This is a genomic window from uncultured Xanthomonas sp. (genome assembly GCF_964278005.1).
Classification (GTDB): domain Bacteria; phylum Pseudomonadota; class Gammaproteobacteria; order Xanthomonadales; family Xanthomonadaceae; genus Xanthomonas_A; species Xanthomonas_A sontii.
In genome coordinates this window covers 126,568-148,445 of record NZ_CAXYKF010000001.1, presented here as the reverse complement: position 1 = coordinate 148,445, position 21,878 = coordinate 126,568, and the positions used below count along the sequence as shown (strand labels likewise).

Here is a 21,878-nt window from a genome sequence, read left to right as displayed (position 1 = left end):
GCCACTGTGTCCAAGCCGGTGTGCAGGAGATGAGAATCCGCCCCGCGCGTTCGCGGCGACGCGACGGATCGGCCACAATGCGTGCAGCGCTTCTGGGAGGGAGATGCATGCACACGGACCTGCCGGCGTTCGCCACGCATATGGTCGACAATCAGCCGCCGCCGTTCGAACCGCGCGATCTGTGGGCCGACGACGCGGCGCTGCGTGAGGCCTGCGCACGCGAGGGCGCGGACGGCTTCGCGGCGACGCTGGCGCAGTACGGCGTGCTGGCCGGCGATGCGCTATATCGGCTCGGCTTCGACGCCAACCGCGACCGTCCGCGGCTGCGCACGCACGACCGCTACGGCCACCGCATCGACACGGTCGAGTTTCACCCGGCCTATCACCAGTTGCTGGACGCGGCCAAGCGCCATGGCGTGGCCGGGCTGTCCTGGCAGAGCCCGGAGCCGGGCGCGCATGTGGCGCGCGCGGCGCTGAGCTACCTGCACCACCAGGCCGAAGCCGGCACCAGTTGCCCGCTGACCATGACCCATGCCGCTGTCGCGGTGTTGCGCCAGGACCCGGCCTTGCGTGAGTGGGCCGACAAGGCCGCCGCGCCGCACTACGACCCGCGCGATGTGCCGATCGCCGACAAGGCCGGCATCACCCTGGGCATGGGCATGACCGAGAAGCAGGGCGGCTCGGACGTGCGCCGCAACGCCACCGTCGCCACGCCGCTGCACGGTGCCGGCGCGTACAGCCTGGTCGGGCACAAGTGGTTCTTCTCCGCACCGATGTCCGACGGCTTCCTGGTGCTGGCGCAGGCGCCGGGCGGCCTGACCTGCTTCCTGCTGCCACGGCGCCTGCCCGATGGGCAGCTCAACGCGCTGCGGCTGATGCGGCTGAAGGACAAGCTGGGCGACTGGTCCAACGCGTCCAGCGAAGTCGAGTTCGCCGGGGCCTGGGCGCAGCGGGTCGGCGAGGAAGGGCGTGGCGTGGCGCGGATCATCGGCATGGTGATGCTGACCCGGCTGGACTGCATGCTCGCCGCCGCCGCGCAGATGCGCATGGCGTTCGCCCAGGCGCTGCACCACGCGCGGCATCGCATCGCGTTCGGCAAGCGCCTGGTCGAGCAGCCGCTGATGCGCAACGTGCTGGCCGATCTGGCCCTGGAATCGGAAGCCGCCACCGCGTTCGCGCTGCGGGTGGCGCGCGCGGTGGATGCGGCCGACGTCGATGCGTCGGAAGCGGCGTTCGCGCGCATTGCCACCGCGCTGGGCAAGTACTGGCTGTGCAAGCGCGCGCCGGCCTTCGTCAACGAGGCGCAGGAATGCCTGGGCGGTGCCGGCTACGTCGAGGAGTCGATCCTGCCGCGGCTGTACCGGCAGGCGCCGCTGAATTCGATCTGGGAGGGGAGCGGCAACATCCAGTGCCTGGACGTGCTGCGCGCGCTGGCGCGCGAACCGGCCAGCGCGGCCGCAGTGCTGGCGGAACTGCAGACGGCGGGCGGCACCGACCCGGCGTACGACGCGGCGCTGGACGCACTGCGCGCGTCGCTGTCCGGCAACGCCGAAGTGGACGAGTACAGCGCACGGCGCCTGGCCGAACGCATCGCGCTGGCCTTGCAGGCCGCGCTCCTGCTGCGCAGCGGCAGTCCGGCCGCCTCGACGTTCGTACGCAGTCGCCTGGCCGGCGCGCATGGCCTGGCGTTCGGCACGCTGGAGCCGGGTGTGCCGGTCGAGGAACTGCTGATGCGTGCGTTGCCGTAGGCGTGTGGCATGGCGACGCACCGCGCCGTCGCCAAGTGGGAAATGAGTGGGCCGGCACTTCCTTCTCCCTCCAGGAGAAGGTGCCCCGCAGGGGCGGATGAGGGTACGGCTGCCAGCCTAGTCAGGCAGCAAGTGCAGTGATCACCGGCGTCGCGCGACCGTACCCTCACCCCAACCCCTCTCCCGACGGGAGAGGGGCTCAGCTTCTGCAATGCCATGAGCTGCGGTATGAAGGCCAGCGCGCCCTCGACATGTAGAAAAGTGGGCCAGCACTTCCTTCTCCCTCCGGGAGAAGGTGCCCCGAAGGGGCGGATGAGGGTACGGCGGCCAACGTAGCCACGCAGCAAGTGCGGTGATCAGAGGCGACGCGCAGCCGTACCCTCACCCCAAACCCTCTCCCGATGGGAGAGGGGCCAGGCTTTTACGAATCCCCAATCCCCAATCCCGGCGCCGCAAGGCGCTAATGTTTTCCGCGCTTCCCACCCCGCACCGGCGTCGCCTCGACCGAGAGCGTGAAACTGCGCTCCTCGCCGTCGAGCATGGCGCCGACGCCGACCAGTTGGCGCTTGATTTCCTCGCCGCGGCCGTTGCGGATGCTCACCAACACGGTGTACTCCCAGGCGCTGCCGTCGGCCGGGTGGCGGATGCTCCCTTCCACCCGCAGTGGCACCAGCGCCGATGGCGCCGACTGCTGCAGCACCGCCGAATCGAAGCGCAGGTGGTGCTTGCACGCCGGGCAGACGCTGGCGCTTTCGAGAATGGTGGCCTTGCAGTGCGGGCAGGTCCGGGTCGCCCCCGGACTGCCGGGACGCGGGCTGCTCATGCGCCGGCGTCGGACTCCGCGGGCTTGCCGCCCTTGCGGGCATGTTTGTCGTCGTCCCAGCCGAAGTCGGCTTGGCCGCGCATGCGCGAGCCGGCGGCCACGGTCAGCGAGCCGGCCTTGACGTCGCCGATCAGCGCGCCGGACGCAAGCAGCTCCACCCGCGAGGCCGATTCGATGTTGCCTTCCAGCTCGCCGGCGATCACCACCTTGTCGGCGCGCACGCCGCCGCTGAGCTTGGCGCCGGTCTCGATGGTGAGGTCGCCCTGCACATTGACGTCGCCCTTGAACTTGCCGGCGATGCGGATGTGGCCGGTGCCCTCGATCTTGCCCTCGATACTGATGTCGGCGGCGATCAGCGATTCCTTCGCGGCGGGTGCCGGCGCAGCGGCGCGGGCGGCAGGGGCGGCGGCGGCGACCGCGGCGAGCGGTTCGCCTGGGGCGGCATCGCCCGCCGGGCGCGGCTCCGGCGGTAACGCGCCGTTGCCGGGAACGGGCGGCAGGCCATCCTTGCGCGCAGGACCCTGGTCTTTCCAGATGGACATGGGCTGTCGTCTCCAGTCGGGGGAAGCGCGACTATCGCCGCTCTATCGCGTCGGTTTTGTGACGCTTTCTTCAAAACAGCGGCCCGACTGCGACCGCCGCCGGTTCAGCCCATGCCGTCCAGCGTCGGGTCGTAGGCCTGCACCTGGTTGCGGCCGCAGCGCTTGGCCCGGTACAGCGCCGCATCGGCCTTGCGCAGCAGGGTGGTGGCGACCACGCCGTCGCGCGCATAGCTGGCCACGCCGATCGACATGGTCACCGCCGGCAGCGCCTTGCCGTCCACGGTCGCGCTCAATTGCTGGGCAGCGCTGCGGATCTGCTCGGCGATGGCCTGCGCCTGTTCCGGCCCGGTCTCCGGCAGGATCACCGTGAACTCCTCGCCGCCGTAGCGGCAGGCGATGTCCTCGCCGCGCAGCCGCGTCGACAGCATCTGCCCGACCGCGGCCAGCAGGGCGTCGCCGCCGCCGTGGCCGTGCAGGTCGTTGAACTGCTTGAAGTGGTCCACGTCCAGCATCAGCAGCGACAGCGGCATCTGCCGGCGCCCGCAGCGCGCCAGTTCGTGGTTGAGCGATTCTTCCAGGTAGCGCCGGTTGAACAGGCCGGTGAGCGGGTCGCGGATCGACTGCAGGCGCAGCGACTCGCGCAGGCGCAGGTTGCTCAGCGCCAGCGACAGCTGCTCGGCGGCGGCCTCGGCGATGGCGATGCGCGGCAGCGCGCCGGGGCCGCGCCCGGCCAGGAACACGAAGCCCAGTTGGGTGCCCTGTGCCGACAACGGAATGCAGGCGGTGCTGGCGCCGGCCGCGTAGGGATCCTCGCGCAGATGCGCGCAGACCGAGTCGTGGCCCTGCGCGTGCACGAAATGGCTCTTGTCGCGGCGCAAGGCCCAGCAGTCCTGCGGCGCCACCGCCGGCTCGCTGCCGACCGGCGGCTGGCCCCAGCTGACGATTTCCTCGGCACGGTCGCGCGAGGCGCGCAGCAGATAGACGCTGCCGCCGGCGTCGGGCATCAGCGCGGCGAGCAGGCGCGCGGTCACCGTCAGCGCCTCGGCCGGTTCGGCACAGCTCTGCAACAGGCCGGTATAGCGGCTGAGCGCGTTGAGGTCGGCACTGGTGCGCTCCAGCTCGTTGATGCTGGCTTCCATTCTCTCATTGGCGATCGAGGCGGCCTGTTCGGCGTTGCTGCGGTTACGCAACTCGCGGAACAGCAGCGCATAGACGACGCCGACGCTGCCCAGGCCGAACGGAATGCCGGCCAGGGCCAGGGCAAGCAACATGTCGGCGCTGCGCTGGTTGGACGTGTCGCGGCTCTGCAGCAGTTGCAGTTCCACGTCGGTCATCTGCTGCACCTGATCGCGGACCGCGCTGGAGCTCTGGTACACGCTGGGCGCCATCGCCCGCTGCAGCGCTTCCAGGCCGTCGCGCTGGTACACCGCCAGCATCTGCCGCATCTGCACCAGCCGCGTGTTCGCCAGTTGCTCCAGCATCTGCACATTGGCGATCTGCACGGGATTGTCGGCGACCAGCTTGCGCAGTTGCGCCAACTGCCGCGGCACGCGTTCGGCGCTGTCGTAGTAGAGGCTCAGATACGCCTGGTTGTCGGTCAGCTCGTAGCCGCGCAAGGAGGATTCGGTCATCAGCAAGGTGGATTGCACCTCGTCGATGTTGCGCAGCACTTCGTGGGTATGGGCGACGCGTGCGGCGTCGGAGATCGCGCGTTGCGCGCCGTAGAACACGCCGGCGCCGATCAGCACGAAGACCGCGGCGGAGAACAACAGGGCTAGACGGGTCCTGGCCCGCACACGTTGGAGAATCGGCATCGCAAAAGTCTACTGTGACGCCGCAAACGCCTTGGACCGGCGTCACAAAAGACGACTTGCCGGCACAGCGCGCGGCACGCGCTGCGCGGCAGCGGCCGTCCCCGCGTGCGCGGGGACGGCCAATGACTCAATGCTGCTCGCGGTCGCCGTTGTGCGGATCTTCGTTGGCGTTCTCGCGCGCCTTGTCGGCGACTTTCTGCGCCGCATTCGCCGTGGCCTCGCTGGCATCGGCCGCCATCTCCTTGGCTGCGGCCGAGGCATCCTGGACGGCATCGGAGTTGGCCGCACGGTGCGCGGCATCGCGCGCGTCGGCGGCGACCTCGCGCCCGGCCTGCGCGACCTGGCCGGCGGCTTCCTTGGCCGCTTCGCCGGTCTGTTCGGCAGCGACCTTGGCGTCGCGTTGTGCCTGCTGCGATTCGGGACCCTGGCAGCCGGCCAGTGCGAGGGCGCCCAGCAGGGCCACGATCGGGGTCTTGTTCATGCGGCTTCTCCGTCCACGGGTGGGTGACGCGGCGCAGCCTAGGCGGACGCGCATGCAGCCTGCGTCAAGGCGAGGCGGTGGCGCGGGGCAGTGTTCAGGAAGGCGCTGTCGCTGGTGGGGGAGGCGCCGTGGGGTGGGAGTCAGGCAGTGCGATGCGCGCGGCTGCCGTCGCATGCCGGCGATGCGGGCCATGCGGATGTGCGGCGTCGGCGCGTACGCGCCGCACGTGCATGGCGCGTGGCAGCGGTGCGCATCGCCCGCCGCGGGCGGCGGTGCGGCGCGTCGTGCGGGTCATGCGTCGCGCTTGCATGCGCGCTACGCGTGGACGACGCAATGGCGCGGACAAATCCTGTGTGCGGGGACGCACGCTTGCGAGGCGACGTCAGTGACGTCAGCGACGGACGACGGCGCGGCATTCGCGCGAGGCGACATGCATGCGTCGTCACCTAGCCGCCCTCCGGGAACACGCTGTGCCGGCACGCTGGTGGCGCCGTTGCCGTGCTGCCCGGCAAACGCCGGGCAAAGAAAAAGCCGCTGGCGGACCAGCGGCTCTTTCAGGACTGCAAAAAGCAAGAAGTGATTACTTCTTGGCTTCCTGAGCAGCGTCCTTCGCCTTGTCGGCGGTGTCTTCCGCAGCCTTGGCGGTGTCGGCAGCCTTGTCGGCAGCGGCATCGGTCGGGGCAGCGGCGGCAGCGGCCGAAGCGTCGGCAGCGGTGTTGGCGGCGGTCGCGGCGGTGTCGGCAGCGGCCTGAGCGGCGTCGGCGGTCGGGGCGCCGGCGGCAGCCGACTGGTCGGCAGCAGCCTGCGCGTCGGTGGCGGCTTCGTTAGCCGAAGCGGCGGCGTCCTGGGCCTGCTCCTGCTTCGAGCACGCGGCCAGGGCCAGGCCCAGGGCCATTGCGATCAGCAGCTTGTTGATGCTCATTGTGTCTATCCTCGTCGTTTAGTTAGGCAACGCGCGAATGCGCGCCCTCAACATGATGACAAGCCAAAGTCGGCTGTCAAGCGCATGCGCATTCATTTTTGTGTTTCAGGGGTTAATCCCAATCAAATCAATTCGATGGCGACCGCTGTCGCTTCGCCACCGCCGATGCACAGCGTCGCGATTCCGCGGCGGCCGCCACGGCTGCGCAACGCATTTAGCAATGTCACCAGCAGCCGCGCACCGGAGGCGCCGATCGGATGGCCGAGCGCGCAGGCGCCGCCATGGACGTTGACCTTGGCGTGGTCCAGGCCCAGTTCCTTGATCGGCACCATCGCCACCACGGCGAAGGCTTCGTTGATCTCGAACAGGTCAACGTCGTCCAGGCTCCAGCCGACCTGGTCAAGCAGCTTGCGGATCGCGCCCACCGGCGCGGTGGTGAACCATTCCGGCGCCTGCGAGAAGGTCGCATGGCCGACGATTCGCGCCAGAGGCGCGATGCCGCGGCGGGCGGCCTCGTCGGCGCCCAGCAGCACCAGTGCGGCGGCGCCGTCGGAGATGCTCGAGGAGCTGGCCGCGGTGACCGTGCCGTCCTTCTTGAACGCCGGCTTCAGCGCCGGGATCTTGGTCACGTCGGACTTGCCCGGCTGCTCGTCGCTGTCGACCCGTACCTCGCCCTTGCGGGTGGCCACGGCGACCGGGACGATCTCGTCGGCGAAGGCGCCATCGCGCTGCGCGGCCTGCGCGCGGTTCACCGATTCGATCGCGAACGCGTCCTGGTCCTGGCGGCTGAAGCCGAATTTCTCCGCGGTGGCCTCGCCGAACACGCCCATCGCCTGGCCGTCGTCGGGATTGGTCAGGCCGTCCCAGGCCATGTGGTCGACCGCCTGGAAGTTGCCGTAGCGGTTGCCGGTACGCGAGTTCGGCAGCAAGTGCGGCGCGTTGCTCATCGACTCCATGCCGCCGGCGACGACGATGCTGGCCGAACCGGCCTTGATCAGGTCGTGTCCCAGCATCACCGCCTTCATGCCCGAGCCGCAGACCTTGTTGATCGTGGTGGCGCCGGTGCCGTCGGGCACGCCGGCCGCGCGCGCGGCCTGACGTGCCGGGGCCTGGCCGAGATTGGCCGGCAGCACGCAGCCCATGATGACTTCGGAAACGTCCGCGGCGGGGATGCCGGACTGCTCCAGCGCGGCGCGGATGGCCGCGGCGCCCAGCGTCGGCGTGGGCACGCCGTTGAACTGGCCCAGGAACGCGCCGATGGCGGTGCGCTTGGCCGCGGCGATGACGATCTCGGTCATGGCAAACCCTTACGAAAGTGGTGTGCCGATTATCGGCCGCGGCGCGGGTTCTGCCAATCGCAGCTGCCTGGAGCGGCCGTCCGATGGGCGGTGTTTCGGTGTAGATTGACGTGGGTCATCACAGTCGCCGACGGCCGATGAATGGGAATGGCACCGGCCGCTGCGGCAGATCAAGGTAGAGGGGAAGAACATGCGGGCATTGATGGCACGGTCGCTGCTGGCGGCCGCGGTAGCGGTTGCGCTCACCTCGTGCGGTGGCGGCGGTGGCGGTGGCGGCAATCTGACCCATGGCAGTCCGCCACCGACCTCGCCGCCTCCGCCCCCACCACCGCCGCCGCCGACGTCGCCACCTCCGACCTCGCCGCCGCCGCCACAGCCGGCGTTCGACGCGCACCTGACCCTGACCAATACGCTGGCCGCGCACAACGCCGGCTACGACGGCAGCGGCTACCGCATCGGCGTGGTCGATACCGGCGTCAACCGCAACCATCCGGCCCTGGCCGGGCGGGTGGTGTCGAACCTGATCTACGTCGATCCGAGCCAGAACAACACCAAGGTCGACGACGTCGACGGCCACGGCACCACCGTGGCGCAGTTGGCGGCAGGCAAGTCGGTCGGACAGTGGCCGGGCGGCATCGCGCCGGGCGCGCAGATCGTGTCCGCGCGCATCATTTCCGATACGCCGCCCAAGGACGACGGCAGTGGCAGCGGCAACCAGGTCAGCGGCGGACTAGGCCTGACCCAGGTGCACCAGGACCTGATCAATGCCGGCGTCAAGGTGATGAACAACTCCTGGGGCGGCATCTACTGGACCGACCTGAACTCGACCAATGCCATCGCCGCCGAGTACCGTCCGTTCGTGCTCGGCAACGGTGGCCTGGTGGTGTTCGCCGCCGGCAACGAATCCAAGTCCACGCCCTCGGACATCGCTTCGCTGCCCAGCAAGGCCGGCCCCAACGGCACCCTGCCGGCGGCGGACCTGGAGCGCGGCTGGCTGGTGGTGGCGGCAACCGATTCGAGCACCGGCACGCAACTGGCCTCGTACTCCAACGCCTGCGGCGCGGCGATGCGCTACTGCCTGGTCGCGCCCGGCACCGAGGTGTTCGTCGATCCCAAGGCGACCACCTCCACCAGCAACCCCGACTACTACTACGGCAGCGGCACCTCGTTCGCGGCGCCGCTGGTGTCCGGCGCGGCGGCGCTGGTCTGGCAGGCCTTCCCGTACTTCACCAACGACCTGGTCCGGCAGACCCTGCTCGGCACCGCCACCGACCTGGGCACGCCCGGCGTGGACGCGACCTTCGGCTACGGCCTGCTCAACGTCGGCAAGGCGGTGCAGGGGCCGGGCCGCTTCGACTGGGGCGACGTGACGGTGGGATTCACCGGCAATTCGACCTGGGCCAACAACATCGCCGGCAGCGGCGGGCTGATCAAGCAGGGCAGCGGCACGCTGAATCTCAGCGGCACCCAGAACACCTACAGCGGCGACACCCAGGTGCAGGGCGGCACGCTCAGCGCGGCCAGCCTGGGCAGCTCGAACGTGGCGATCAGCAATGGCGCCACCTTCGTCGGCACCGGCGCGCTCGGCGGCAGTGTCGCCAATGCCGGCACCTTCCAGGTCGGTGCGGCCACGCTGAGCCTGAGCGGCAACTACGTGCAGAGCAGCAACGGCCGCCTGGCGCTGCTGGTCGGCGACAAGCTCTCGGTCGGCGGCAGCGCCACCCTGCAGGGCGGTTCGCTGTACGTGCTCGGCAAGCGCGACTACGTGGTCAACAACACCGCGTACACGGTGCTGCAGGCCAACGGCGGGCTCACCGGCACCTTCGCCTCGGTGACCACGCCGTCGAACGTGTTCCTGACCTCGTCGCTGTCCTACGACGCCACCAGTGCCTCGATCACCGTGCAGGCGTTGAGCGTCACGGCGGCCGCGGCGGGTTTCGGCAACGTCACCGCCGCCAGCCTGGCCTCGGCGACCCGCGTGGACGCGGCGTTCGCGCAGCTCAACACGCAACTGAGCCACGACCCGGCCACGGTCGATGGCGCCCTGCTCAAGGCCGCCGGCGCGGTGCAGCAGGCGCCGAGCGTGGCGGCGGCGTCGGCGACCCTGCGCAGCCTGTCCGGCGAGGCGCATGCCGCGGCCACCGCGATGACCTTCGACACCATGGACCTGCAGCGGCGCGCGCTGTCCAGCCGCTTCGATACGCTGGTCGACCAACCGCGCGCGGTCGGTGCCTGGAGCCAGCGCCTGGGCGAGACCGGGCAGGGCAGCTTCGCCGGCAGCCAGTTCCAGCTCGACGGCTGGCTGATGGGCCAGGACCTGCGCCTGGGCGAGCACGCGGTGGCTGGCTTCGCCTTCGGCGAGAGCCGTGCCAGCGACGCCGGCAGCCTGGACCGCAGCCGCAACCGCCAGGTGCAGGGCCAGGCCTATCTCGGCGCGATGGCGGGCAATGCGTACGCGCTGGCGCAACTGGGCAGCGGCCAGTACCAGCGCCAGCTCGACCGCAGCCTGCTGCTCGGCGACACCGTTGCCGACGCCTCCAGCCGCTATGCCGGTCGTTTCCTGTCTTCCAGCGTCGAGGTTGGCTATCGGCTCGGACGCGGCCCGGCGTGGCTGACCCCGTATGCCGGCGCCGACTACAGCCGCATCGACAGCGATGGCTTCCGCGAACAGGGCGGCGATGGCTTCGGGCTGATGGCCGGTGCCGCCAGTTCCTCGCGCAGCCAGGCGTTGGCCGGCCTGCGCGGCGGATTCGGCGGGCGCGGCTGGTCGCTGCAGGGCTATGCCGAGTGGCAGCAGACGCTGGCCGCGCAGGGACTGGACCGGCAGGCCAGCTTCGTCGGCGTGAACGCCTGGGCGCCGCTGGTGGACCTGCAGCCGGCACGCTCCGGCGGCCTGTTCGGCGCCAGCCTGCAGACGCGCTGGAATGGGGCGTTGCTGGGGCTGGGTTACGACCAGCGCTTCGGCCCGCGCGGCGACGACCGCGCGGTGTCGCTGCGCTATCGCCTGGGCTTCTGAGTCCGGGGACCCGGTCCGGCGCGTGCGGCGCCGGTGCGGGGTCGATCCGTCAAGCAGGGCCGGGACGTCCCGGCCCTGCGATCTGCGGCCTCCCGCCTGCGGCGCAGGCGGCGGCGCGAGGCATCACTCGCCGCGCAGGTGGCCCATCGAGCGCGGTGCGGTACGGCCCAGCGGCAGCTTGAGCTTGCCGATCGCCTGCATGCGCGCCTCGGCGATGCGGTCGGCGGCCTGTTGCGGCGGAATGTTCTCGCGCTCGGAGAGGTCGAAGATCTTGCCGAGATTGTGGTACATGCTGCGGATCAGCCGCATCGCGCGTTCGCGGTTGTAGCCGTCGATCTCCAGCGACACGTTCATGACGCCGCCGGCGTTGACCGCGTAGTCGGGCGCGTAGAGGATGCCGCGGCGGTGCAGTTCCTCGCCGACCGCGGCATTGGCCAGTTGGTTGTTGGCGGTGCCGCAGACGATCTTGACCTTGAGTCGCGGCAGCTTGGCCTCGTCGAGCGCGCTCTCCATGGCGCACGGCGCCAGCACGTCGGCGGCGACGTCGTAGATATCGTCCGGGTCCACCGCTTCGGCGCCGTATTCGGCCACCGCGCGCGCGACCAGCGCCGGGTCCAGGTCGGTCACGAACAGCTTGGCGCCGCGTTCCTTGAGCAGCTTCACCAGCTCCATGCCGATGTGGCCCAGGCCCTGCAAGGCGATGCTGGTCTTGCCGATCTCCTCGTGGCCGAACTTGCGCTGCAGCGACGCCATCAGCGCCTGCAGCGCGCCGTAGGCGGTGAACGGGGCCGGGTCGCCGGAGCCGCCGTGCACCTGGTGCACGCCGGTGACGTACTCGGTCTCCAGGTAGATCTGCTCCATGTCGTTGACGTCGGTGCCGACGTCCTCGGCGGTGATGTAGCGGCCGCCCAGCGAATCGACGTAGCGGCCGAAGGCACGAAACAGCGCTTCGGACTTGTCGCTCTTCGGGTCGCCGATGATCACCGCCTTGCCGCCACCGATGTTGAGCCCGGCCAGCGCGTTCTTGTAGGTCATGGTGCGGCTGAGCCGCAGCGCGTCCTGCAGGGCGGACTCGGTGTTGGCGTAGGGGCGCATGCGCACGCCGCCCAGCGCGGGGCCGAGCACGGTGTTGTGGATGGCGATGATCGCCTGCAGTCCCACGTCGCGGTTGTGGCAGAAGACGACCTGTTCGTGGCCGGTGTTGGCTAGCGTTTCGAAAAGCATGGGGGCTCCGCTGGCGTTGCAGGTGTCGGACACCATGGTCCAGGAACGTGCCTGGTGGGTGGCGCAAAACAAAAACGCGACGGTTCCGGAACAGGCCCTGAGCGTCGCGATGCCGACATTTTAAAGCAATTGCCGGCCGCCGGTGCGATGGCGTGGTGGCCGGGCGGGGCGGGCATCTCGTGGCGCTGTGCGACGCCACAGGCGGTGTGTGCGCGTTCGCCGGGAGGCGCGTGAGTCGCGGGAGAGGGCGGTTTTGGCGCCGGGCACATAGGGGCGGGCGGCGCGATGTGGCCTGGGCCGGTCCCGCGGTCGCGGTGACCGATGCTGGTGCGGCGGGAGGAGGCGCACGTTGGCGCCATGGGCGGCAGCGATTGTTGACGCCTTGCCGCGGCCCAGCACGCCGCGGCGGCGTTGCCCGCGATCGCCGCCGGCACGGCGATCGCGGGCCCGGTTCGGGGAGCTGGGATTAGTGACGTGCCCAATAGCCGGCGTGGAAGCGATAGGCGGGGCCGTAGTGCTCCCAGCGCGGACCGACATAGACGTAGCCCGGCCGTTCCACCACGTAGCGGCCGGCGACCCAGACGTGGTGGCGTCCGTTCCATTGCCAGTAACCGGGCATCCAGACATAGCCGGGCCGCACCACCACTCGTTCCACCCGAGGCGGCGGCGGGGCGGTGCGGACCGACAGTTCCCCCACTTCGCGCGCCTGCGCGGGCGCGGCGGCCATGGCGCCGGCGAGCGCGCCGCCGAGCAGGGTGGCCAGCAACAAGGGACGAACGAACATGCGATGTCTCCGAAGGCATCGGCGGGCTGCCGACGCGGGAGGAAACGCCGCGACCGGCACGGTTGTTGACGCGTTTCCGAGGGCGTATTCATGCAGCGGATAGCCAGGTGCGACGTCGCGTACGCGGTTTGCCGCCCACGTGCGCATGCTGCAGCGCAACCTGCCCGTGTCGCGCTGCGCGCCTAGAATCGCGGCATTCTCTTTTCGATGTCCGCACGATGAGCCTTCCCGCGTCCCGCGTTCCGTTGCCGCAGACCGACGCCAGTCCCCTGCGTTTCGTCACCGCCGCCAGCCTGTTCGACGGCCACGATGCGGCGATCAACATCATGCGCCGCCTGATCCAGGCGCAGGGCGCCGAGGTGATCCATCTCGGCCACAACCGCAGCGTCGAGGACGTGGTGCGCGCGGCGCTGCACGAGGATGCCGACGCGATCGCGCTGTCGTCCTACCAGGGCGGGCACGTGGAGTACTTCAAGTACATGGTCGACATGCTGCGCGAGCGCGGCGCCGGCCATGTGCGGGTGTTCGGTGGCGGTGGCGGCACCATCACGCCCGAGGAAATCGCCGAACTGCAGGCCTATGGCGTGGAGCGCATCTACCACCCCAACGACGGCATGAAGATGGGCCTGGTGGAGATGATCGAGGACGTGGTGGCGCGTGCCGGGCAAGGGCGCGAGACCGCGGCGGAGGCGCGTGGCGCGACGCCGGCCGGCTCCCCGCTGCCGGACATCGACGACGAGATCGGCATCGGCCAGATGCTGTCGGCGATCGAGGATGGGGCGTTCTCGGAGGCGGAACTGGCGTTGCTGCGCAAGCAGTGGCAGTCCGGCACGGCGTCCGCGGCGGAGTCGCGCAGTCGGCGCGCCGCGCCCGTACTCGGCCTGACCGGCACCGGCGGTGCCGGCAAGTCCTCGGTCACCGACGAACTGCTCAACCGCTTCCTGGCCAGCTTCCCGCAGATGCGCATCGCGGTGGTCTCGGTCGACCCCAGCCGGCGCCGCACCGGCGGTGCGCTGCTCGGCGACCGCATCCGCATGAACGCGCTGCGCAGCCCGCGCGTGTACATGCGCTCGATGGCCACGCGGCGCCAGCACGCCGCCACCAACCGCGTGCTGAAGGACTGCATCGCGCTGCTCAAGGGCATCGGCTACGACCTGGTGATCGTGGAGACCGCCGGTATCGGCCAGAGCGATTCGGAGATCGTCGATCTGGTCGATTTCCCGGTGTACGTGATGACCAGCGACTACGGCGCGCCGAGCCAGTTGGAGAAGATCGACATGCTCGACTTCGCCGAGTTGGTGGTGCTGAACAAGTACGACCGGCGCGGCGCCGAGGACGCGCTGCGCGACGTGCGCAAGCAGTGGCGGCGCAACCGCGCGGCGTTCCAGCTGGAGGACGAGGCGGTGCCGGTGTATCCGACCATCGCCAGCCAGTTCAACGACCCCGGCGTGAGCTGGATGTTCGTCAATCTGTGCCGTCTGCTGCGCGACAAGCTGGCCACGCAGGCGGACACCGCGGCAAATGCGCCGGGCGCACAGGCGCACTGCGATTTCCGCCCGCAGCTCGACACCATGCTGAAGGAGCCGCGCGCCACCGTGCTGATTCCCGGCGCACGCGTGCGCTACCTGGCCGAGATCGCAGAGCAGGGGCGCGCCCTCAATGCCGGCGTGCTGCGCCAGGCCGAGGCCGCCGACCGCGCGCAGGCGTTCTGGCAGGCGCTGCACGAACTGCAGGATCCGCAGTTGCCGGCGCAACTGGAACTGTATGCGGCGCAGGATCTGCTGCCGGCGTCGCGTGCATCCGCCGATGCGTCCGCTGATGCCGTCGACGCCAGCCTGCTGCTCCTGCGCCAGCGCTACAACGATGCGCTGCAGTCGCTGTCCAGCGAATCGCTGAAACTGCTGCGCGAGTGGCCGCAGCGGCTGAAGTCGATCACCGACCCGGTCACCGAATACGCGGTGCGCGGCAAGCCGATCCGGGTGGAGAACTACCGGCAGTCGCTCAGCCACCAGTCCATTCCGAAGATCGCCGCGCCGCGCTACAAGAGCTGGGGCGAACTGCTGACCTTCCTCGGCAAGGAGAACCTGCCCGGCAGCTATCCGTACACCGGCGGCGTGTATCCGTACCGGCGCACCGGCGAGGATCCGATCCGCATGTTCGCCGGCGAGGGCACGCCCGAGCGCACCAACCGGCGCTTCCACTACCTGAGCGTCGGCCAGCCGGCCGCACGCCTGTCCACCGCCTTCGACAGCGTCACCCTGTACGGCGAGGACCCGGCGCCGCGCCCGGACATCTACGGCAAGATCGGCAACTCCGGAGTCAACATCCCGACCCTGGACGACATGAAGAAGCTGTACTCCGGCTTCGACCTGTGCGCGCCGACCACCAGCGTGTCGATGACCATCAACGGCCCGGCGCCGATGATCCTGGCGATGTTCATGAACACCGCCATCGACCAGCAGGTGGAGAAGTATCTGAAGGCCGACGCGCAGCGTTGGGCGCAGGCCGAGCAGACCCTGGCCCGATTGTTCGAAGGCCGCGAACGCCCGCGCTATCACGGCGCGTTGCCGCCGGGCAACGACGGCCTCGGTCTGGCCCTGCTCGGGGTCAGCGGCGACCAGTTGGTGGACGCGGAGACCTACGCGCAGATCAAGGCGCAGACCCTGTCCAGCGTGCGCGGCACGGTGCAGGCCGACATCCTCAAGGAGGACCAGGCGCAGAACACCTGCATCTTCAGCACCGAGTTCGCGCTGCGCATGATGGGCGACATTCAGCAGTATTTCGTCGAGCAGAAGGTGCGCAACTTCTATTCGGTGTCCATTTCCGGTTACCACATCGCCGAGGCCGGCGCGAACCCGATCAGCCAGCTCGCCTTCACTCTCAGCAACGGTTTCACCATCGTCGAGTACTACCTGGCGCGCGGCATGCACATCGACGATTTCGCGCCGAACCTGAGCTTCTTCTTCAGCAACGGCATGGACCCGGAGTACACGGTGATCGGCCGCGTGGCGCGGCGGATCTGGGCGCGGGCGATGCGCGAGCGCTACGGCGGCAACGAGCGCAGCCAGATGATGAAGTACCACATCCAGACCTCGGGCCGTTCGCTGCACGCGCAGGAGATCCAGTTCAACGACATCCGCACCACGCTGCAGGCGCTGTACGCGCTGTTCGACAACTGCAACAGCCTGCACACCAACGCCTACGACGAGGCGATCACCACGCCGACCGAGGAAAGCGTGCGCCGCGCGGTGGCGATCCAGATGATCATCAACAAGGAACTGGGGCTGAACTTCTGCGAGAACCCCTGGCAGGGCAGTTTCATCGTCGAGCAGCTCACCGACCTGGTGGAAGAAGCGGTGTACAAGGAGTTCGAGGCGATCAGCGAGCGCGGCGGCGTGCTCGGCGCGATGGACACCATGTACCAGCGCGGCAAGATCCAGGAAGAGAGCCTGTACTACGAACACAAGAAGCACGACGGCAGTCTGCCGCTGGTCGGGGTCAACACCTTCCTGCCCAAGGAGCATGCCGGCGAGACCGCGACCGAGATCGAGCTGATCCGCTCCACCGAGCAGGAAAAGGACCAGCAGATCGGCAACGTGCGCGACTGGCAGCAGCGCCGCAACGCGCTGGCGCTGGCCGCCGGCGGCGCCGGCCTGGGCGCGCTGCAGCGCACCGCGCGCGAGCGCCGCAACGTGTTCGCGGCGCTGATGGAGGCGGTCAAGACCCACAGCCTGGGCCAGATCAGCCATGCGCTGTACGAGGTGGGCGGCGAGTATCGGCGCAACATGTAGGCGCCGACGGTCGTGGCTGCCGACGCCGGCGCGCCGGGGACGGCGAGGGTGCCTGCCACGTGCGCTTCTGCGGCGCCGCGCCAGCGCATGCGGCAATCTTGCGGCCGCGGCCCGGGCGGTCTCATAGTGTCCCATCGACTCACGCAGAGGGTGCCGATGAAAGTCTGGGGAGCGTTGGCAGTGTTGATGGCGTGCGCGGCGACGACCCGCGCGGCGGAACCGGCCGGGGATGGGGCGGCGGGGCCGCTGTTCGACACCGTCGCGGCGCTGGACCAGCGCCTGTTCGAGGCCTACAACCGCTGCGACCTGGCGGCGTTCGAGTCGTCGTTCGTGCCGGACGTGGAGTTCTACCACGACACCGGCGGCGTCACCTGGGACCGCGCGAGCGTCGTCGACAACACGCGCAAATGGATCTGCGGCAAGGTCCGCCGCGAGTTGCTGCCCGGTACGTTGCGGGTCTATCCGATCAAGGACTTCGGGGCGATCGAGGAAGGCGAGCACCGCTTCTGCGAGCTGGCCAGCGGCCGCTGCGAGGGCATCGCCAAGTTCGTGATGGTGTGGCGCCAGGATCCGGACGGTTGGAAGTTGACACGGGTACTCAGCTACGGGCATCGCACCGCGCCCGCATCGGCGCCGCACTGAGCGAGGGGGCGGCCGTCGGCCCCCAGAGGGCGGCGTTCAAGCCCCATCGCCCCGACCAGATCCGCCACGTGCCGTCCGCAGGCGGCAGCGAGGAGCGGCGCCACAGGCTGATGGAGTGGTGCAGCGCGGTGTCGGCACGCCGCTTGCTTGCTGCTGAGTGGCGCGATCGCGCGTTGTCCATGACCGCCTCACGGCGGTCGGCCACCGCATCACGTCGGCGTTGCGCAGAAACCCGCGCGGCGTGCTTGAATGACATGGCGTGCCGCGTGGGCGCGCACCGGTGGCCGGGCGCGGGGACCTGGCGATGTTTTGCGGATGACGACGATCGTGCCGATCATGTGGATTGCCATCAGTGCGGGTGCGCTGGTGCTGGGGGGCGGACTGTGGTGGTGGCTGCGGCGTGGCCCTGGCGATGCGGCCGATGCGCCGCAGGCGCGCGCCCATGTCGAGGATGCCGACGTATCCGCGGCACCGGCCGTGTCTGCACCCACCGCGCCAGCCGCGCCTGTTGCCCCGGTGGACCCGGGCCTCGACCCTTTCGCCGACCCTGCCCTGCTCGATCTGGATCCGGTGCCGGACGCCGCGATCCTGGCGCGCCTGTGCGAGCTGGCATTCGCCGGCCGGCCGGTGAGCACGTCGGCCACGCCTGCGCCGGCGGTCATGGCCGAGGCCGCCGCGGTGCTGGCGCGCATCGACGCGCATCCGCGCTACACGCCGCGACGCCCGCACCTGCTGCCGCAGCTCACCCGCGCGATCAACGACCCGACCGCCGGCGCCCATTCCATCGCCACGATCCTGGGCCAGGACCCGGCGCTGGCCGGCAACCTGCTGCGCATCGCCAACAGCGTCGTCTACCGCCGCCATCCCGAGCCGATCGAGAACCTGGAACGGGCGGTGGCCCTGCTCGGCACCGAGGGCCTGCGCCAGATCGTGCTGGCGGCGCTGCTGCAACCGGTGATCGTCGACGACGGCAGCGTCTTCGGCCGCTGTGCGGCGGTCCTGTGGGAACACACCCTGCTGTCGGCGCACGCCGCCTCCCAAGTGCCCGACCGCGAGGATGCGAACGCCGCGCAGTTGCTGGCGCTGTTGTGCGGGTTGGGTGCGGTCTCGGTGGTGCAGGTGCTGCGCGATGTCCACGCACGCCACGCCGAGGCAGCGCCCACGCCGGCGGCGATGACCGAGATGCTGGAGGCCTGGTCGGCGCACTGCGCCAAGGCCATTTCCGCGGACTGGGGGCTGTCGCCGCGCGTGCAACGCGCCCTGGAGGAGCAGTCGGGCGACGCCGATGCGGCGACCATGAGTGCGCTCGGCCTGGCCCTGCGCCGGCATCGCGCCGCGGCGGCCGCGCAGCTGGCGGTGCGCTATCGCCGTTAGGTGGCGCCGTTGCGTGGCCCAGCCAGTGATTGGTCGAAACGTGCGGCAGAGCGGGCGGGTGCCGAAGCGATGCTCGGCTACCGGGCGATGCGACGGGAGGTCGGCGCAGCCGACAGCGCGAGACAGCATGCGCCGACGCAGGCGCGGATCCCTGTCGTGTCCACGCTGGCGCCGAGGCTGATCTGCTTGCTGGCGCCGTTGGCGACGATCGCCGTCCATGAAGGTGGCGCCCTGCTGGCGGCGCCTGCGCATGCATGCGCTGCGCAGTTCCGGCTTGGCAGGTGGCCGCTCGGTGCCGCGCGGAGCCGGCCATGAGTTCGGCCGGGACAACACGCGGCGCGTGGATGCCATCGCCTTGGCTCAATCGGCTCCTGACAGGCGTGCAGGGCGTGCTGTTGCTGATCGGCGTCTCGGCGATGGCGGTCGGCGCTATCGCCCTGGTCCAGGGCGTCTGGGCGCCGGGCATGGTCGAGTTGCCGGTGATCCTGCTCAGTCTTCCGCTGGCGGGCATGGCGACGGTGGCGCTGCACGAGTGCGGCCACGTGCTGGCGGCACGTGCCGCGGGCATGACCGTCTACCTGATCCATATCGGCCCGCTGCAACTGCATGCGAGCCGCCGTGGCTGGAGGATGCGTTGGCGGCGCGTGCGTCCGGGCCATCCGATCGGTTTCGTGCTGCCCGTGCCGGATCCCTCCCTGTCGCTGCGCCGGCAGTATCGATTGACGATCGTCGGCGGGCCGGCGGCCAATCTGCTGGTGGCGTCGATCGCATGGCTTGCCGCGCGATGCGCCGGGGTCGACAGCAATATGGGCGCATTCTGCGTTGGCATCGGCGTCCTCAACTTCGCGGTCGCACTGATCAATCTGTTGCCGGTGCAGGGACGGTCGGGAGCAACCGACGGCTTGCAATGGGCGAATGTGGCGCAGTGGCACGAAGCGGATGCCCCGGCGTACGTGCTTGCAGAACTCAATGGGTGGACATGCCAGGGCGTCACCGCGGACAGGCTGTCGCCGTCCCGCCTGGACGTGCTCGCACGCAGCGACCTGGCCTTGTGCCACAGCTGGTTTGCGTTGAAGGCGGCGCAACAGCGTGGTCAGTGGCGGCAAGCGGCGGAACTGCAGCCGCAGATGGAACAGCGCCTCGCCGAGGCGGGGCACGCTGCCGCGCAATGGGAGACGCTGGTCATGCTGCTGCGGTGCGAATTCGCATTTTCGCGTGCAATGGCAGGAAGCGCCGAGATGGAGGTGCTGGATGCGGGACTGACGGCGGAGGCGGACTGGATCGCTCCTGCGTTGCGTCCGCGCTGCCGGGCATTGATGGCCGCGCGGCACGCCGACCCGGCGGGGGCGCAGGCGTGGTTGCGGCTGGCGGAGGCGGCGGCCGAAGACCAGGTCGATCGTGCCCTGCGAGCCACCGAAGCCGTGCTGCGCGATGCGATTCGTGGACTGCTGAAGGCCGAATGACCCGTTGCTTCGGCGCGGTCGACGCCATGCGCCGCTCGCATGAAGCGCGGCGCGTTTTCTCGACCTCATGCAGACGCGATGCGCCCGGCGGGCAGGAGGCGGCCGGCCGAGCGGATGCACCGGCTGCACGCATGCAGCCGGCGCTACGGCGGCGTGGCGAGCGCGTCTACCTCAGCGCAGCGGCACGTCGGCGACCTTGTCCTGGTAGTCGCGCTTGGGGTCGATGCCGAACAGCACCTTGATGCCGGCCATCAGGCTGGAACCGTTGAGCCAGATCTGCGCGTGATCCGGGTCCAGGCGCAGCAGCGCCAGCTTCGGATCGTCCTTGCCCTGTTCGTACCAGGCGTCGATGAAGCCGTTCCACAGGCGCTCGATCACCGCCTGGTCGTTATCGACGCTGAGCGTGCCGCTGATGCTGGCGAACAGGTCGTGGTTCTTGGCGCTGAACGCCGCGATCACCCGCTGGCTCTGCGTCAGCTTCTGCACCAGCGCGTTGTCCTTGGAGGTGAAGAACCAGATCGGGCCGCCGCGATCGCCCTCGAACTGCGCGGTCATCGGCCGGGCGTGGCCGTCCTCGACGCCGTCCAGGCCCAGCATCACGGTGCGGTCGGACTTCAATGCCTTCCAGAATTTCTCTTCCAGTTCCTGCGGGCTGGCCATGCGGATCTCCGAGCGGGCGACAGTGCCCGCCTGCACTGTGCCGGCAGGCGCGCGCGCGGTCCGTGACGGGAGGGTGCAGGCCACGTGCAGAGCCGGTGCGCGCGGATCGCTGTAGACAAGTGCGGCGATGTGCAGCGCGCTGCGATGCGTATCGAAGCATCGCGCCGATCCCCAGTGCTACTAAGCGACCACGCCACGCATGCAGCGTGGCGGACGGACCACCGTTCCGCAGGGAAGGCGTGTGCCGACTGCCCGCGGCACGCGCCGCTTTCCGACAGGACGTTTGCCGATGAGTGCGATTCCCGCGACGCAACCGCTGTTGCCGCCGCAACTGACCCTGGCGATGGCCGCCGCCAGCATCGCCGCCTACGCGGCCTATGAAGGCAAGCCGGTCTCGGCACCGTCCGACTACCGTCTGGTCGCCCGCTGGTCCGGCTGGGATGGCGACCCGCTGGGGGGCAGCGAGGAACTGTTCGGCCTGCTGTTCCGTTCCACTGCCACTGCCGGGACCTATCTGTTCGCGTTCCGCGGCACCGATTCGGACCTGGACATCTACGAGGACCTGGACTTCTCCACCACCGCCTTCGTGCCCAGCGCCGGTACCGTCACGCCGGTGCCGCAGGTGTCGGCCGGGTTCTACGGCATCTACAACGGCAGGGGCGGCGCCATGCGCGCCTCGATGCGCGCGCAGTTGTTCGCGCTGCTGGAGCACTTCGCGCCGACCCAGGTCTACGTCACCGGGCACAGCCTGGGGGGCGCGCTGAGCCAGTTGTTCTCGCTGGACCTGGCGCTGAGCCGGCCGGGGCTGCCCAGCCGCAACATCAACTTCTGCAGCCCGATGGTCGGCGACGCGAGCTGGGAACAGGCCTATGCCGCGCATATCGCCGCGGCCGACAGCACGCGCTGCTACAACTACTGGGACTACGCGCCGTCGCTGCCGCCGTCCACGTTCGGCTATGCGTCGGTGGGGCAGGCGTTCCGCACCGCCTACGACGTCAACGGCGCCTGGTTTCCGCATCTGCTGGCGCGGCACTCCATCGCCAACATGCAGGTCGTGCTGCAGCACGCCCTGTGGCAGACGCCGCAGGCCTGGAGCGGGACCTTCGCCGACCAGACCGATCCGCAGCGGCTGATGCGCAGCCAGATCCCGCCCACCACGCCGCATCCGGCCTGGGCGGACATGGCGCTGACCGCGCGAGCGGCCGAGCAGGCGCTCGGCTTTCCGGAGGGGGCAGCGGCGTCGCCGGCGGCGGCCACGCCGTGAGTGCGTGCGCGGCCTGGCGGCGCGCCCGTTGT

The 21,878-nt window shown here is 69.9% G+C and carries 16 protein-coding genes; 7 read left to right on the top strand and 9 right to left on the bottom strand.

The window, feature by feature from the left end; all coding sequences use genetic code 11:
- Window positions 1–92 precede the first annotated feature (92 nt).
- Window positions 93–1,748 (top strand): acyl-CoA dehydrogenase family protein, encoded by a 1,656-nt coding sequence (locus ACHWVH_RS00630; RefSeq protein WP_394686524.1) that lies wholly within the window; start codon window positions 93–95, stop codon window positions 1,746–1,748.
- 460 nt (window positions 1,749–2,208) lie between these two features.
- Here ACHWVH_RS00630 and ACHWVH_RS00625 read toward each other — a convergent pair whose 3' ends face one another.
- From ACHWVH_RS00625 to ACHWVH_RS00600, 6 genes are all read right to left on the bottom strand, one after another.
- Complete coding sequence (locus ACHWVH_RS00625) at window positions 2,209–2,571, bottom strand: hypothetical protein (RefSeq protein ID WP_017916930.1); 363 nt, start codon at window positions 2,569–2,571, stop codon at window positions 2,209–2,211.
- Entirely contained in the window at window positions 2,568–3,113 is a 546-nt protein-coding gene (locus tag ACHWVH_RS00620) for a polymer-forming cytoskeletal protein (protein WP_295919171.1), read from the bottom strand. The genes ACHWVH_RS00625 and ACHWVH_RS00620 overlap by 4 nt, the downstream gene beginning before the upstream one ends.
- 104 nt (window positions 3,114–3,217) lie before the next feature.
- The gene (locus tag ACHWVH_RS00615; protein ID WP_394686461.1) at window positions 3,218–4,927 is read right to left on the bottom strand and encodes a diguanylate cyclase; all 1,710 of its coding nucleotides are present in this window, start codon (window positions 4,925–4,927) and stop codon (window positions 3,218–3,220) included.
- A gap of 127 nt (window positions 4,928–5,054) precedes the next feature.
- A complete protein-coding gene (locus ACHWVH_RS00610; RefSeq protein WP_267085124.1) occupies window positions 5,055–5,408 on the bottom strand; it encodes a hypothetical protein in 354 nt (117 codons plus the stop codon).
- A 580-nt stretch (window positions 5,409–5,988) separates the two neighbouring features.
- Window positions 5,989–6,330: a hypothetical protein gene (locus tag ACHWVH_RS00605; RefSeq protein ID WP_048490955.1), complete on the bottom strand. Its 342-nt coding sequence runs from the start codon at window positions 6,328–6,330 to the stop codon at window positions 5,989–5,991.
- A gap of 122 nt (window positions 6,331–6,452) precedes the next feature.
- Window positions 6,453–7,628, bottom strand: coding sequence for a thiolase family protein (locus ACHWVH_RS00600; protein WP_267118344.1), 1,176 nt, complete (start codon window positions 7,626–7,628; stop codon window positions 6,453–6,455).
- A 202-nt stretch (window positions 7,629–7,830) separates the two neighbouring features.
- Between ACHWVH_RS00600 and ACHWVH_RS00595 the strand changes: the two genes are divergently transcribed.
- Entirely contained in the window at window positions 7,831–10,644 is a 2,814-nt protein-coding gene (locus ACHWVH_RS00595) for an autotransporter serine protease (protein ID WP_295926972.1), read from the top strand.
- 123 nt (window positions 10,645–10,767) lie between these two features.
- Here the strand turns inward: ACHWVH_RS00595 and ACHWVH_RS00590 are convergent, their stop codons facing one another.
- Together ACHWVH_RS00590 and ACHWVH_RS00585 are read right to left on the bottom strand one after the other, a co-directional pair.
- Window positions 10,768–11,868: a Glu/Leu/Phe/Val dehydrogenase dimerization domain-containing protein gene (locus ACHWVH_RS00590; RefSeq protein ID WP_295926969.1), complete on the bottom strand. Its 1,101-nt coding sequence runs from the start codon at window positions 11,866–11,868 to the stop codon at window positions 10,768–10,770.
- A gap of 466 nt (window positions 11,869–12,334) precedes the next feature.
- Window positions 12,335–12,652 (bottom strand): hypothetical protein, encoded by a 318-nt coding sequence (locus ACHWVH_RS00585; RefSeq protein WP_295926967.1) that lies wholly within the window; start codon window positions 12,650–12,652, stop codon window positions 12,335–12,337.
- A gap of 218 nt (window positions 12,653–12,870) precedes the next feature.
- Between ACHWVH_RS00585 and ACHWVH_RS00580 the strand changes: the two genes are divergently transcribed.
- The 4 genes from ACHWVH_RS00580 (at window position 12,871) to ACHWVH_RS00565 (ending at window position 19,922) form a co-directional block, all read left to right on the top strand.
- Window positions 12,871–16,443, top strand: coding sequence for a methylmalonyl-CoA mutase family protein (locus ACHWVH_RS00580; protein WP_394686460.1), 3,573 nt, complete (start codon window positions 12,871–12,873; stop codon window positions 16,441–16,443).
- Between the two features lie 156 nt (window positions 16,444–16,599).
- Window positions 16,600–17,085: a nuclear transport factor 2 family protein gene (locus tag ACHWVH_RS00575; RefSeq protein WP_394686459.1), complete on the top strand. Its 486-nt coding sequence runs from the start codon at window positions 16,600–16,602 to the stop codon at window positions 17,083–17,085.
- Between the two features lie 315 nt (window positions 17,086–17,400).
- Window positions 17,401–18,459: an HDOD domain-containing protein gene (locus ACHWVH_RS00570; RefSeq protein WP_394686458.1), complete on the top strand. Its 1,059-nt coding sequence runs from the start codon at window positions 17,401–17,403 to the stop codon at window positions 18,457–18,459.
- Window positions 18,460–18,770: 311 nt separating this feature from the next.
- On the top strand, window positions 18,771–19,922 hold the full coding sequence (locus ACHWVH_RS00565; RefSeq protein WP_394686457.1) for a M50 family metallopeptidase: 1,152 nt from the start codon (window positions 18,771–18,773) through the stop codon (window positions 19,920–19,922).
- A 171-nt stretch (window positions 19,923–20,093) separates the two neighbouring features.
- Here the strand turns inward: ACHWVH_RS00565 and ACHWVH_RS00560 are convergent, their stop codons facing one another.
- Complete coding sequence (locus ACHWVH_RS00560; RefSeq protein ID WP_010342308.1) at window positions 20,094–20,582, bottom strand: pyridoxamine 5'-phosphate oxidase family protein; 489 nt, start codon at window positions 20,580–20,582, stop codon at window positions 20,094–20,096.
- Window positions 20,583–20,871: 289 nt separating this feature from the next.
- On the opposite strand from ACHWVH_RS00560, the gene ACHWVH_RS00555 reads away from it, so the two are divergent.
- Window positions 20,872–21,846: a lipase family protein gene (locus ACHWVH_RS00555; protein WP_295926958.1), complete on the top strand. Its 975-nt coding sequence runs from the start codon at window positions 20,872–20,874 to the stop codon at window positions 21,844–21,846.
- Window positions 21,847–21,878 lie beyond the last annotated feature (32 nt).

Excerpts from the sequence above, each read along its gene's own strand:
- ACHWVH_RS00615 (WP_394686461.1), bottom strand. The coding sequence starts at position 4,927 with ATGCCGATTCTCCAACGTGTGCGGGCCAGGACCCGTCTAGCCCTGTTG.
- ACHWVH_RS00600 (WP_267118344.1), bottom strand. The coding sequence starts at position 7,628 with ATGACCGAGATCGTCATCGCCGCGGCCAAGCGCACCGCCATCGGCGCG.
- ACHWVH_RS00620 (WP_295919171.1), bottom strand. The coding sequence starts at position 3,113 with ATGTCCATCTGGAAAGACCAGGGTCCTGCGCGCAAGGATGGCCTGCCG.
- ACHWVH_RS00585 (WP_295926967.1), bottom strand. The coding sequence starts at position 12,652 with ATGTTCGTTCGTCCCTTGTTGCTGGCCACCCTGCTCGGCGGCGCGCTC.
- ACHWVH_RS00575 (WP_394686459.1), top strand. The coding sequence starts at position 16,600 with ATGAAAGTCTGGGGAGCGTTGGCAGTGTTGATGGCGTGCGCGGCGACG.
- ACHWVH_RS00580 (WP_394686460.1), top strand. The coding sequence starts at position 12,871 with ATGAGCCTTCCCGCGTCCCGCGTTCCGTTGCCGCAGACCGACGCCAGT.
- ACHWVH_RS00610 (WP_267085124.1), bottom strand. The coding sequence starts at position 5,408 with ATGAACAAGACCCCGATCGTGGCCCTGCTGGGCGCCCTCGCACTGGCC.
- ACHWVH_RS00555 (WP_295926958.1), top strand. The coding sequence starts at position 20,872 with ATGAGTGCGATTCCCGCGACGCAACCGCTGTTGCCGCCGCAACTGACC.
- ACHWVH_RS00590 (WP_295926969.1), bottom strand. The coding sequence starts at position 11,868 with ATGCTTTTCGAAACGCTAGCCAACACCGGCCACGAACAGGTCGTCTTC.
- ACHWVH_RS00595 (WP_295926972.1), top strand. The coding sequence starts at position 7,831 with ATGGCACGGTCGCTGCTGGCGGCCGCGGTAGCGGTTGCGCTCACCTCG.
- ACHWVH_RS00625 (WP_017916930.1), bottom strand. The coding sequence starts at position 2,571 with ATGAGCAGCCCGCGTCCCGGCAGTCCGGGGGCGACCCGGACCTGCCCG.
- ACHWVH_RS00565 (WP_394686457.1), top strand. The coding sequence starts at position 18,771 with ATGAGTTCGGCCGGGACAACACGCGGCGCGTGGATGCCATCGCCTTGG.
- ACHWVH_RS00560 (WP_010342308.1), bottom strand. The coding sequence starts at position 20,582 with ATGGCCAGCCCGCAGGAACTGGAAGAGAAATTCTGGAAGGCATTGAAG.
- ACHWVH_RS00570 (WP_394686458.1), top strand. The coding sequence starts at position 17,401 with ATGACGACGATCGTGCCGATCATGTGGATTGCCATCAGTGCGGGTGCG.
- ACHWVH_RS00605 (WP_048490955.1), bottom strand. The coding sequence starts at position 6,330 with ATGAGCATCAACAAGCTGCTGATCGCAATGGCCCTGGGCCTGGCCCTG.